Origin of the sequence: Nostoc sp. CCY 9925 (assembly GCF_963920935.1) — a bacterium.
In the GTDB taxonomy this organism is placed as follows: domain Bacteria; phylum Cyanobacteriota; class Cyanobacteriia; order Cyanobacteriales; family Nostocaceae; genus Nostoc.
The window spans coordinates 1-13,991 of record NZ_CAWUDO010000154.1 but is presented as its reverse complement, the minus strand read 5'-3'; the positions used below and the strand labels follow the sequence as shown (position 1 = coordinate 13,991).

At 40.5% G+C, this 13,991-nt stretch carries 6 protein-coding genes and 2 pseudogenes; 5 read left to right on the top strand and 3 right to left on the bottom strand.

Features of this window, described 5'->3' with window-relative positions:
- From ACM0OY_RS36995 to ACM0OY_RS36985, 3 genes and pseudogenes are all read right to left on the bottom strand, one after another.
- Positions 1-475 (bottom strand): condensation domain-containing protein (locus tag ACM0OY_RS36995; protein ID WP_414573695.1); only part of this gene is annotated, 475 nt, incomplete at its 3' end.
- Between the two features lie 934 nt (positions 476-1,409).
- The gene (locus tag ACM0OY_RS36990) at positions 1,410-9,365 is read right to left on the bottom strand and encodes an amino acid adenylation domain-containing protein (protein ID WP_414573694.1); all 7,956 of its coding nucleotides are present in this window, start codon (positions 9,363-9,365) and stop codon (positions 1,410-1,412) included.
- Between the two features lie 668 nt (positions 9,366-10,033).
- Positions 10,034-10,219, bottom strand: a pseudogene (locus ACM0OY_RS36985) (transposase); the annotation flags it as partial.
- Between ACM0OY_RS36985 and ACM0OY_RS36980 the strand changes: the two are divergent.
- From ACM0OY_RS36980 to ACM0OY_RS36960, 5 genes and pseudogenes are all read left to right on the top strand, one after another.
- Positions 10,188-10,349, top strand: a complete 162-nt coding sequence (locus ACM0OY_RS36980) for a hypothetical protein (protein WP_414573693.1) — start codon at positions 10,188-10,190, stop codon at positions 10,347-10,349. The pseudogene ACM0OY_RS36985 and the gene ACM0OY_RS36980 overlap by 32 nt on opposite strands.
- 448 nt (positions 10,350-10,797) lie before the next feature.
- Positions 10,798-10,968 (top strand): hypothetical protein, encoded by a 171-nt coding sequence (locus ACM0OY_RS36975; RefSeq protein WP_414573692.1) that lies wholly within the window; start codon positions 10,798-10,800, stop codon positions 10,966-10,968.
- 411 nt (positions 10,969-11,379) lie between these two features.
- Positions 11,380-12,348, top strand: coding sequence for a fatty acid desaturase (locus ACM0OY_RS36970; RefSeq protein ID WP_414573691.1), 969 nt, complete (start codon positions 11,380-11,382; stop codon positions 12,346-12,348).
- A gap of 53 nt (positions 12,349-12,401) precedes the next feature.
- Positions 12,402-13,475: pseudogene (locus ACM0OY_RS36965) on the top strand (transposase).
- Positions 13,476-13,549: 74 nt separating this feature from the next.
- The coding region (locus ACM0OY_RS36960; RefSeq protein ID WP_414573690.1) for a condensation domain-containing protein at positions 13,550-13,991 on the top strand (442 nt) is incomplete at its 3' end.

The following is a 13,991-nucleotide window of genomic DNA, read 5'->3' as shown; positions in this document are numbered from 1 at the left end:
GCTGTGCCTCCTCACTTGCTAATCGCATAGTCTCTGCCTCTCGTTCGACCTCGGAAAAGTGGCTTAAGTCTAGCAACTGCAGAGAAATTAAGACTGTTGAAGCGAGGACCTGTACACCTTGTCGTCCCTCCGCTGTCATAAAGCTTGTCTGTAATATCTTGTGACGATGGACGATCTGCTTGAGACTGTGCTCTAAAGATAGTACATTGAGCAAACCCATGAGGCGAACAGCTACATGAATATTGTAAAGTGGGCTACCTAGTTCTAGTTGGTTGAGAAACCACAGCCTCTGCTGCGAAAAAGATAGAGGACACTCTCCATCTTGTGATTTCGGTTGTATTGCTGAATAATTATTTTTTTCCAATATATTTTTGATTTTAAATTGTAATAATTCATATGCTGTTTGAATTTGTTGTGGTGTAGGAAAATTCTCAAACTCCAGATCAAAACCTTTGTATCGAATTTTAATAGCCATTTTTATCTCCTCAAAAACTAATTGCAAGAATTGTAGGTGGTAGAAAAATAAACGAAGGGTACAATTTTATGACCAATATGTGGGCGTAAAGCCAACGCAAAGAAGTTGATAACAGAACGCTGCTGAGTTCGACAAGTTTGTACGACAGTTAGTTAATAGGTTTGCAGTATCCCCTCAAGCCGCTCAAGAGACCGTGAACAGCAAATAATTTTTCGTTTAGTCAATACCTTCGCCAATTTACGAGGGTGAGTTGATGTCTGAACTCCCTTTGCTCTGAGGCTTGGTAAAAACAATAAGTCCTAAAAATTCCTTCAAGGTTTCTCACAAGGTTTTTTTTAACGTATTGAGCGCAGTATAAGGGTTTGAGATGACAAACTACCTTTTAAGCGAAACGCTCATGTATGGGTAATTTTGCCAGTTTTGCCAAATTTTTGTATGCTCTTATTTTGGCAAAGGTATTGTTAGTAACAGCTAATTGTAACGACCGTTATGACAAATTATGATTAAGAGCAAGCTCTGGATGGTCTTTTGGCATTCACTCTTGGATGAGATTCGTTAACCTTGATTTGAACCCATAAGCTCAATCGGAGTAGTCTACTAAATTGTGTGAGGTTTAAAATGAGCAGTAGTTATCCCAGGCGGCCGCATCTAAATTACTCTATGATCACAACCAAGGTTAAGAGGATCAACAAAAAAATCAGCATTTATCGTTTAATTTATTTTCCAAGCCTCAAATTGATCGCTAAAATTTTTGTCAATAAACAAACTTTAATGAGATTATTTTTACCTTTATTGAGAATTTAGCGCTCTTATTGATAAAATAAAGCATCAATCAAATCGATAAATACTTCACTAAACTCATGCTCTCAATGGTGCTGTGTATATGTATCTACAACTTATACCTTGAGAGCTTTTTTACTAAACTGCCAACTTTTCAGATATCCTGTAAGCCTTTGTGAAGTTCCATGACAAGGCTTTCAAACTCTTTTTGATTGAGGCCTGCATCAGGAAAGTCCAAGTATGTATATCCTGCAGTCTCAACTTTGCTCAATATTGGTAAGTCAGCTAGGCACTGCTCAGGGTTATCTAGAATACTCCTGAGCAAAACTTTAAAATTTCCCACCATCTGTTTAATTGTAGATGCGTCAAACAGATCTTTGTTGTAAGCCAGCGAACCGACCAGACCGTGTTCAGTTTCCTCCATTGATAAAACTAAATCAAACTGCACTGCTCCGTTGTCAATCTCTAACGTACTTAATGTTAAATTTGGTAGCTTTAGTGCTGGCATGGGAGTATTTTGGAGGACAAATACCACTTGGAAAAGTGGATTTTGTCTTAGATTCCGCTCCGGTTGCAACTTCTCTACTAACTTCTCAAAAGGTATATCTTGGTAAGTATATCCCTCCAAGGTTACTTTACGGATCCGCTTCAGTAGCTCTTGAAAACTTGGATTGTCAGATAAATTAGTCCTTAAAACTAGCATATTGACGAAAAACCCAATCAATCGTTCAATTTCGTAACGGTTGCGATTGGCAATATCTGCTCCTATTACAATATCATCCTGATTAGTGTAACGGTGCAATAGCGTTTGAAAAGCTGCTAGTAGCGTCATGAACAGAGTTACATCTTCCTGACGACTCAGTGCTTTAAGTGCTTCGGTACAGGTAAGCGATAGTGTAAATGACTCATACGCACCATGGTAAGATTGGACCGCTGGTCGAGGGCGATCTGTAGGTAATTGTAATGTTGGCAGACTATCACCCAGGTGTTGTTTCCAGTAGTTAAGCTGATTCTCTAATACCTCGCCGTGTAGCCATTTCCGCTGCCAATAAGCAAAGTCTGCATACTGGATAGGTAGTTCGGGTAATGGAGAAGGCTGTCCAGTACTAAATGCTGCATAGAGTGCAGCTAGTTCCTGAATAAATACTCCTATCGACCAACCATCAGAGACAATGTGATGCATTGTCACCATAAGGACAAACTCTTGTGCCTTCAATTGCAATAATACGATTCGTAATAATGCACCTTGAGCTAAATTGAAGGGTCGCTGAGCCTCTTGCGTGGCTAGTTGCACAACTATTGGCTGTTGTTGTTCTTCAGCTATCAAACTCAGTTCTACAACAGACAAACTTAATTTTAGACTGGGTGCGATGACCTGATAGGCCTGCCCATCTATGTTAGCAAAGGTAGTACGCAAAATTTCATGACGCCGTACAATTTCATTGAGGCTTTGCTCGAGTGCCGAAAGGTCAAGTAAACCCTTGAGGCTAACAGATGTATGCATATTGTAGATTGGTCTGGACGAGGTTAACTGGTCTAGAAACCACAATCGTTGTTGAGCAAAAGACAGGGGTAGATATATATCTCGTGGAACAGGCTTAAGGGGAGGAGCCTCTGCTAACTGTTCATATCTTATTGCCATCTCAATGTTCTTAGACAAAGCGGCCACCGTTGGTGACTCAAATAAACAACGCAGAAGCAGTTCCACTTGGAAAGCCTGACGCAGCCGAGAAATAACTTGGGTAGCTAGCAACGAATGCCCCCCCAACTCAAAGAAGTTGTCATGAATGCCAACTTGCTCAAGCCCTAGTACCTCAGCCCATATTCCAGCCACCTCCTCCTCAATGGGAGTAGAAGGAAAAACAAAGGTTGTTGCCAATTTAGAGTTAGTTATATTTAGTATCGGAAGTGCTCCGCGATCCACCTTCCCACTAGGCATTAAAGGTAAAGTTTCTAACATGATAAAATTTGCTGGCACCATATACTCAGGTAGTAACCCTAATAGAAAACAGCGTAACTTATTAAAAGTGGGTGGCTCCCGTTTGGGGACGATATAAGCTACAAGGCGCTTGTTGCCATTTTGGTCTTGAAGAATAACTGCTGACTGCCGTACTTCTGGATGTTGAACCAGCGCTGCTTCGATCTCCGCCATCTCAACGCGGAAACCGCGAATCTTCACCTGATGGTCTAGGCGACCGAGATACTCAATATTACCATCGGGTCGATAGCGAGCTAAATCACCAGTTTTATACAAGCATGCTCCAAGGTCTTTGCTGAAAGGGTTAGGAATGAACCTCTCGGCAGTGATATCTGGACGGTTAAGGTAGCCGCGGACGAGACCTGCACCACCGATATACAGTTCGCCAGGAACGCAAATAGGAACTGGTTCTAAAAACTGGTTGAGTATGTAGACCTGAATATTACTAATGGGACGTCCAATTGGCACCCCTGAAAGCCCGGGATCTATGAGTACTGACTCTAATAATTCACAGGTCGTTGCTACTAAAGTTGCCTCAGTAGGACCATATACATTAATTAGCTGAGGGCGATCAGTTGCACATTTTTGCCACAGTCTGACCTGTTCCGGCAGCACCCGTTCTCCCCCAATAATAATGAGGCGCAATGCATCAGGTAGGCTTAAATTTGCGGTCTTGAATTCAAAGATCAACTGATGCCAGTATGCCGTTGGTAGATCTAATATCGTTAGCTGCAACTCCCGGCACTTATCCCAAAACATAAGTCCACTACTACTTAACATTTGCTCATTTCTTAACACAAGTGTGCCACCAGAGCAGAGGCAAGTATAAATTTCTTCTGCTGCCGCATCAAAACTGATAGATGCAAACTGTAGGACGCGATCGCTCTTGATAAACCCATATTCAACAATCGCCGTCTTGATGTAACTCACCAAAGACTGATGTTGAATCATTACCCCTTTTGGTTTGCCTGTAGACCCGGATGTGTAAATTACACAAAGTAAGTTTTCAGGTTGAACGTCACTGATAGGGTTTTCTTGACTCTCGAGCGAAATTGAGCCCCAAATTGTATCTAGACAAACAGTATACACTTTGTACTCAGGTAATTTAACTATTAACTTATCTTGAGTAAGGAGTACCGACACCTGTGAATCTGACAGCATAAAGGCCAGACGCTCTTGAGGATAAGTTGGATCTAAAGGGAGATAAGCTCCGCCAGCTTTGAGAATGCCTAGCAATCCTATTATCATCTCTAAAGATCGTTCTACACACAAGCCAACTAACACCTCGCAACCAACTCCGAGAGTTTGTAGGTAGTGGGCCAATTGATTAGCTCGGGCGTTTAATTCCTGGTAGGTCAACTGCTGGTCTTCAAACACCACAGCTATAGCTTCGGGAGTCTGTACCACCTGAGCTTCAAACATTTGATGCAGATTTATCGGTTGGGTACAGTTTACTTTGTTGTTAGCATTCCACTCCTCCAATAACTGTTGCCACTCGTGCTCAGATAGAAGACGCTGAGACTCATAGCGTCCGAATGGCTCGCGTCCCATTGCAATGAGAGTTTTAGCATAGTAGCCACTAATAGCTTTCATCTGTTCGGTGCATAACTCACTTTTTTGACCTTCCAAAGTCAGGTTCACTTGAGATGATGAGGACAAATCGACGTCGAAATTCGCCCAGAAGGTCAAATCAGCATCAGTGTGGCTGTCTATTTCTAAAACTTCCAAGTCACTGACTTCTTGTAGGCTTTGAAAAACGTGAAAGTGAGTAAAGTTAAAACCTGTTTCAAAGAGAGATTGTCCTCCTGCTTCCTGCTGTATCTGGGCCATTGGATACCTTCGGAAAGCTAATAATTCTTGCTCAGCTTTGAAAGTTTCTTGGACTAAGCCTATCCAAGTGCCAGTTGTAAGTTTCAAACGAAACGGTAGGGTGTTGAGAAAAAGACCAAGGACGCGCTCTCCATCAGTTTCTTCCAGTCTGCCGTTAGAAACTAAGCCTGTTATAACATCTGATTGACCACTCAGCAGGCTTAACACCCTTAAATGTGCAGCTAAAAGAACGCTTTTGAGGGGAACCCCTGCTGAATGAGCTAGTTGTCTCAAATCTGCAGAAAGTTCAGGCGGTAGTGGAACTTTCTGAATGTGTATCTGATTATTATTAGGTTCTAAGTAGGGAGAAGGCCAGCGAGGAAACTTGGTAATCGTACTATCTTTGAGTTTCTCAAGCCAAAAATCACGACATTCCTGCGAGTTAAGAGCTTGCTGCTCTAAAGCCACAAAATTTCGGAAAGTACTTTTTAGTTGCTTAATTAGATTAGTTCTACCATCTATAAGGTAAAAATATTGCTCAAATAACTCGGTAAGCATTGAAGCTACACTCCATCCGTCAAGAATGGCGTGGTGTTCAGTTAAGGTAAACTGAAATGTCTGCTCACTACGGCGATGAATTTGAAAACGCAACAGCGGCGCTTTTGTCCAATCAAACTTGCAAATCTTTTCAGCTTTAATGCAGGCAGCGATTACCTCCTCTTGCTCGGCGACAGACAAATGGCGCAGATCCTCCATATGCAAAGGAATATCAACCCCCTTATAAACTAATTGCATTGGGTTGCTGAAGTCGCTAAGATTAAATGAAGTACGAAGCACTGGATGACGCGTTGCAAGTTGCTGTAAAGATATTTGCAATTTTTCAGGATCGAGGATTAATCGCAAATGGAAGCTGTTGATATTATGATAAATAGCTGTGCCTGAGCTGTATTCACTATGAAAGAGCATTCCTGCTTGTAGCATTGTCAGGGGATAAGCATCCTCCAAGCCATCCGGTAACCGCAGCCGATCCTCATTGGACAGAAGACTGAAAGGTTGAACTTGAGTTGCTAATAAGGTACTAACTTCAGTTGGATTGATCTTTTGTATTAGTGCGTGGATTGTCTGATGTTGGAAAAGTTGCTGAAGCGAAAAGCTCAAGCCTTGCTCTTTGGCATAGGCTTGGACTTGGATGCTACGGATTGAATCCCCACCTAACGCAAAGAAGTTGTCGTAAATACCTATTTTTTCAAGATGAAGAACTGTAGCCCAGATATCAGTTAGCATCTTCTCTGCAAGAGTTCGAGGTGCCACAAAATTACTTTCCAATTCTGGTCTAGCTGTACCAGGTATTGGTAATGCTTGACGATCTACTTTACCGTTAGGCGTAAGTGGCAAAGCTTTCAGCAACACAAACGCAGCAGGTATCATATACTCTGGTAGTTTCTCTTTCAGCCACTTACGAAGGTCACTAATACTGGATGCTTGTTCATCGTTGGAGACTATATAAGCAACTAGTTGCTTGTCACCAGGTACATCTTCACGGGCTAAAACTACAGTTTCCCGCACTCCCGAATGTTGACCCAGTACCGCTTCAATTTCTCCTAACTCGATCCGAAACCCTCGGATTTTAACTTGATGATCAATACGACTAAGGTACTGAAGTTGACCATTTGGTAAATACCGAGCCAAATCTCCTGTTTTGTACAAGCGAACGCCGGGTTTGTCACTGTAAGGATGTGGGATAAACCGCTCAGCAGTTAAATTAGGAGCATTGAGATAGCCACTAGCTAAACCAGCCCCACCGACGTACATTTCACCTGAAACTCCAATTGGAACAAGTTGCTGATGCTGATCTAGAATGTAAACCTGCAAATCTCGAATCGGACTACCAATCATACTACCCAATGGTATAGTTAAATCCACTATTGTCAGCGGACGATAGGTCACATGTACGGTAGTTTCTGTAATACCATACATATTTACTAGCTGCGGGTACTCGTCTCCATGACAATCAAACCAGGGTTTTAAACTTTGAATTTCCAGAGCTTCCCCACCAAAAATGATCAAACGCAGGGTCAGAGCATCACAGGTATATGCAGCTTCCTCTGCACGAATTAGTTGGCGAAAGGCTGAAGGGGTTTGGTTAAGGATTGTGACTTGCTCTGAATACAAAAAGTCGTAGAATGTTTCTGGTGATCGTGTGACCAAGTAGGGTACTATTACTAGCCGTCCGCCGTAAAGGAGAGCGCCACAAAGTTCCCACGTTGAAAAGTCGAATGCATAGGAATGGAAGAGAGTCCACACATCCTGCTTGTTGAAGTTAAACAAAGACTGGGTTGCTTCAAAAAGACGTACTACATTTGAATGTCTTATTAATACACCCTTGGGCTTGCCTGTCGAACCAGAGGTGTAGATGACATAAGCCAGGTTTTCGGCTGTCACATTATTAAGCGGGTTCTCGTCGCTCTCCTGTGCAATTAAATTCCAATTCGTATCCAAACAAATAACTTTTGCTCCTTGCGCTGGTACAAGTAACGCAAGTCGTTGTTGGGTCAGCAGCACTGATACCTGGGCATCTGCTAAAATGAAAGCCAACCGCTCTTTTGGATACGCTGGATCTAGCGGCACATAAGCTCCACCGGCTTTCAGGATACCCAAGAAAGCTATGACCATCTCTAGCGAACGCTCTACACAAATGCCCACTAGAACTTCTGGTCCAACACCGAACAATCTCAGATAATGCGCTAGCTGATTCGCTCTTTGATTCAACTCCTGGTAAGTTAATTGCTCTTTCTCAAAGACCACTGCAATAGCATCTGGTGTCTGTTCCACCTGTCTTTCAAACAAGTTATAGATGCAACAATTCTGAGAATAGCCAATCTTGCTACTATTACAATGTACTAGTAGTTGACGCTGTTCTGCCTCAGTCAAAATTTGCAAATCCGAGAGTTGCTTGTTAGGATTTGCGACAATGCTTTCGAGCAAAGTAGAAAAATTGTCCAACATCCGAGTGACGGTTGCTGCATCAAATAGATCAGTGTTATATTCCAGCGCCGCTAACAGTCCCTGCTCAGTGTCCATCATGTTTAGGGTCAGATCGAACTTTGCTGTTCCATTATTAATCTCTAAAGGACGTAAAATTAGTCCTGGCAGATTTAAGGACGGTATTGGAGCGTTCTGAAGAACAAACATAACCTGAAACAGAGGTGTATGGTCGAGGTCTCGCTCCGGTCGCAGTTCCTTCACTAGTTTCTCAAAAGGCAAGTCCTGGTGGGTGTATGCTTCTAAAGCCACCTTTCTCACCCGACCTAGTAACTCATAGAAGCTTGGGTTACCTGAAAGCTTAGTACGCAATACTATGGTATTGACGAAAAAACCAACTAGCCCATTTATTTCGGAACGGGTGCGATTAGCAATGCCTGAACCTACAACAATATCCTCCTGTCCCGTGTAACGATGCAAGAAGGACTTGAATGCTGCAAGTAAAGTTATGAATAGAGTAACCTTGGATTGTTTGGTAAGAGCTTTGATTGCTGTTGTGAGGCTTTGAGAAAGTACTAAAGATTGGGTTGCCCCTCGGAAAGTCTGTATAGGAGGACGTGGACGATCTGTAGGTAGTTGCAGAATTGGCAGTTCGGCAAGCTGCTGCTGCCAGTAAGAAAGCTGGGTCTGCAGCACTTTTCCTTGCAGCCACTGCCGTTGCCAGATAGCAAAGTCGGCATACTGAATAGGCAATTCGGGTAGTAAGGAGGGCTGACCAGTACAAAAGGCTGTATATAGTTCTGTTAGTTCACGAATAAACACCCCTATCGACCAAGCATCAGAGACAATGTGATGCATTGTCAGTAGGAGGACATGCTCTTGTGCTTCTAACTGCAGCAAAGTGGTTCGTAACAGCATATCTTGGGCTAAATCAAAGGATCGTTGTGCCTCTTGTGTAGCTAGCTGCATAACCAGTGCCTTTTGTTGATTCTCCGGGACCAAAGTCAATTCCACTACAGGCAAGCTTAACTTGCTAGGGGATGCGATGACTTGATAAGGCTGTCCATCTATGTAGGCAAAAGTGGTGCACAAGACTTGGTGGCGTTGTACGAGTTCTTTCAGACTATGTTCCAGTCCCGCCACGTTGATAGAACCTGACAGTTGTAGAACAACAGGTATGTTGTAAAGGGGACTGCCTGGCACTAATTGGTCAAGAAACCACAGTCGTTCTTGAGCGTAGGAAAGTGGGACAAAAGCTTGCTCCATATACTGCAATTGATAGGGTTGATTTAAAGAAGACTTATCTGCGAACCGTTCCAGCCATTTTGTAGGGATTATCACATAGCTCTATTAATTTGGGTACACATCAGAAAAATACTATCACTAACTTCATTTAGTCAATAAAATTATGTTAAAAAACTAGAGATTCTTTATTTAGATAAGCTACGACGCAGCTACATTTAATAGATAGTATTACTTTTATTTTAGAAATATTGAATTTAAAAATATAACTTTACAGCAGCAATGACTTCACCAAAAAATTAAGTGAAAAGCTTATGTATAGAAAATTTTGCCAGTTTTGCCAAAATGTTTGTAGGCTCTTAAGCTGTACTGTATCTAAATTCATTAGACCGAAAAGTTTTGCGATTACTCTTTTCTGAATATCGGTCTAATGTAGATTAGTGTTTAAAATTAGCGATTTTAAATACTAATGATGAATGATTGAGTTGCTTGAGTAACATAAAAAAAACTAATAAATCAACTAAGGGTGAGAGCAAATCTTTTACCAGAAGATGATTATGCTGTTATCGCAGAGAATTTTGTCAAAGAGTTGCGTGAAAATCGAGCTAGAACAATATCTGGTTTGAGTTTATTAATAATCTAAACTTCTTATTCCCCAAAACAATCAGCTTTCGCACTTTTCTGCCAAAACGGTATCACAGACTAAGTAGGTCGGCGCGAAAAAACCAAACTATGCAGTCGTCCCTGAAAAATAAAAGGATAGTAATCTAAGCTACAAGGGGAATAAGTGGAGCAGTCGCAAAAAAGCGGTAAAGCTTTCGGAGGTTAAATCCACAGCTAGCCAAAAAAGAATTGATGCGATCGCCAACCTGACCTTGCAGGTAATTGCGTTGCATCCGGTGGTCATGTTTGGTATGTCCAATGACAGGCTCAATGGCGCTACGACGTTTAAGCGCACCCCGTCAACGCAAACATCGCCTTCATCGTCATCCAGTTAGCACAATACAAGCTTTGGTTGATCAACATACGGAACTTCTGACTGTGCTTGAATCTCAAGCTCTTGAATACCAATTAGATAGCTAGGGGGTTTACAGGTATCCATTACAGAGTGTCCGCAACTTTTTGGTCTACTAAATCTATCTTAAGGAGTATTGTTCAGAGACAACGAAAGCAAATATGCTGTTATTTAGATACTAAATTGTTTTAAGCAAATACCTCAGCTTTTGCTTTGATCCAAATTCATCAAAGGCTTAATTTGCTAGCATCGTATAGCAGTTATCGCTTAAGTGCAATATAGTTTTGACCTGTCTCCTTTTAGGTTACGGTGTACACACAAGTACTCTTTGCATACGTTTCATAGATTTCAACCCTCTTAAATCGTCATTGTGAGTAGGAACAACGTTCACGAAGTGTTCCCGCAGAGTAGCAATCGCAAGATGCTGGGATTGCTTCGCTTCACTCGCAATGACAGGTTTTGAGCGATTTTTATTTAAGTTTAAAACTCCCTTCCAGGTATGATTTCAAGACTTGTGTGTGCACCGTAGCTTGGGCTACTTGGATTATTGCTCGACTTGGCGGTTGGTCTGGTTACAGTTCTCAGAAACCTCCTGGAATTACTACTTTGGTTCGTGGACTTTATCAGTTTGAATCCACTTTTTTCGGTTGGAAACTTGCTCTGGGTTTACTTGTGTGTACACCGTAGCCCTACTAGGGAAGGGATCGGGGGTTAGGTATGTACCCAACTAAACTGATAACGGCTATACCAAAGCAGTACTATATACAAGAACAAAGAAAAGAACAGATGGAGTTATAGACCGAATTATGGAAACCTTGCATTCAAAGATACGTCAACAAGTCAAAAAATAAAGTGCACGACCCGACCCTGCTGGTGATTGGCTTGCAAGCGGTCAAGTAAACGTGAAATGCCAGTATCGATTCCAAAGGATTCTGCCACTACAAATATGCCAATGGTATCAAGCGACATTTAGCTGTCGATACTCTGGGCTTGCCGTTTCTTAGCTACTGCACAAAGGCGAGTGTGTCGGATGATCAAGGCTTGATTAAAAAAATTACTAAAGAAATAAATTTATTTAAATAAAATGAGTGATTCAAGATGCAAAAATATAAATTTGCTAAATCTATACAGACAGATATAGAAGCTCTATCCAAACTTGATAATTGGCATTGTATAGCTGCCTTGCTTGAAGATTATTTCTTTATCTTTACTTCAATCATAGTTACCCATAATATTACATTTTATTTTTATCCATTAGCAGTTTTCATAATTGGTGCTCGTCAACGTGCTCTTGCTACTTTGCTCCATGAAGCAGCTCATGGTATTTTAGCAAAAAACCGACATCTTAATTTTGTTATTGGAACTTTCTTTTCTGGTTATTTGATATTTCAAAATTTTACGTCTTATAAAAACTCACATTTACTTCTTCATCACGGTCATTTTGGTAACCCTATGTTAGATCCTGATTATCTTTCACATATTAATCAAGGACTATATGATAAAATTCCACCTAAAACTTTTTTTATAAAAAATATAATAATGCCATTCTTTCTTATTAAAACTCCTAGTTACCTAAAGTTTTTGATGCAATATAGAATCCTAGACCGAAATAGAATAACCTTGGAAGGTTATTTAATGTTTGTTTATCTATTAATTATTGTTATTGTATTATGTAGTATAAATCTAAACTTTTGGAAAATTATTGGGCTTTTTTGGTTAATACCATATTTGACCTCATTTCAAATTATAGGATGGTTTATAGAACTAAGTGAGCACTATCCTCTGATGCAATGTTCTGACATCGACCTTTATATGACAAGGAATCGCAAAAATAACGTTCTAGAATTTTTTTTGAGCTGCATACATAATGAGCAGTATCATTTAGATCATCATTTAAATACTAAGACTCCTTTTTGGAATTTGCCTAAAGCTCACAAGATTCGTCTTCAAGATGATAACTATGTAAAAGTGAATGAATCAACTGGAGGAATATTTATTCCATCAAAAAAATCGCCTAGTATATTACAATACCTGTGCCAAGAACAGAGTGTGAAGGGAGAGGGCTGATGTAGTAGAGTTATTGTCTCTCACAACGACAACTCAGAAGCTATAATTCGCTCATGTTCGATATCTTATCACTGCTACAATGCCTGCTACCACAAATAAATGCTACGACGATGCGGCAATTAAACCAGATAATTCTGGCGATGTTAGTAATGAATGGAAGAGTCACCATGTTGGGAATTTTTCGTTGGGCAGGCATTGGTGGTAGTTAATCAAAAAGCGATGTAGAAAAAAGTAGCCTGTCATCAACCCCAGAAATAAAACCATTAGAGAAACGTAAACGTGTACAACCAAAAGGGAGCAAGAATAAGAATAAAACAGAGGTTATTCTCACATCTGAATTACTAAGAATTAAGAAGATGATTAATGAGTTATTCAAGTTAATAGCTAACTTTATCCCTCTAAGTTACTTAGTCTTAGATGGTCATTTTGGAAATAATAATGCTTTGCAGATGGCTCGACAAGTTAACTTGCACATAATTTCCAAGTTGCGCCATGATTCTGCATTATACATCCCTTACCAAAACCCTAATCTTAATCGTCGCTCCCGTCGTAAATACGGTAATAAGCTGGATTATTGTAATATACCTGACGCATATTTGTGTAAAAGTAGCATTGAGGAGGATATCAAAACTGACATTTATCAAACTACTTTACTCCACAAGGAATTTGCTCAAGCACTAAATATAGTTATTTTAGTCACAACCAATCTTAAAACTAATGCTCGTAGTCATGTAATTCTATTTTCTAGTGACCTAAAGTTGTCATACGAAAAGATAATCGACTACTACAAACTCCGTTTTCAAATCGAGTTTAATTTTCATGATGCTAAGCAATTCTGGGGATTGGAAGATTTTATGAACCTGGGACAAACTGCTGTGACTAATGCTGCTAATCTGGCATTCTTTATGGTCAATTTATCTCACTATCTTCTTGCGGATGTTCATTTCTCTAACCCTGGTTACGGCATTATTGACCTTAAGGCTCATTATCGTGGCTTTCGATATGTCCATGAAATTTTAAAAATGCTTCTACAAACCCCCGATCCTATTTTATTAAATCAGATTTTTGCCAAAATTACTTCTTTGGGACGTATTCATGCCGTTTATACCGACTTTAAAGCCTCGTAAATTGGCAACGGTATTGATATTAATGACTATTATAAAGTACATAAGATAAATGATATTAAAAGGACTATAGTTCAGTGAAAGATTTCTTTGCCCGATTAGCACAACTATCACCAAAAAAACGTGCGCTCTTGGAGAGGCTATTGTTAGAAAAACCGATTAATGCCTCTGAATTTGAAACTATTCATCAACGTCCTGAAAAAATTTCAGTTCCCCTCTCCTTTGCACAAGAAAGGCTTTGGTTTCTCAATCAGTTGTCTCCTAATAGCTCTACCTATAATATTGCTGTAGCCGTAAGCCTTTCAGGTTTACTGAATGTGACAGCCTTAGAGCAAAGCCTCAACGAAATTTTGCACCGCCATGAAGCTTTGCGGACAACCTTGGTTATTGTAAATAGTTTACTGGCTCAACTCATATCACCGTCCTTGACCTTAATACTGCCGATAGTAGATATTGAAAATTTCTCCGAGGTCGAACGAGAGGCAGAGACTATGCGATTAGCAAGTGAGGAGGCACAGC

Bases quoted from the DNA above. Each gene is read 5' to 3' on its own strand.
- ACM0OY_RS36980 (WP_414573693.1), top strand. From the start codon at position 10,188: ATGACAGGCTCAATGGCGCTACGACGTTTAAGCGCACCCCGTCAACGC.
- ACM0OY_RS36970 (WP_414573691.1), top strand. From the start codon at position 11,380: ATGCAAAAATATAAATTTGCTAAATCTATACAGACAGATATAGAAGCT.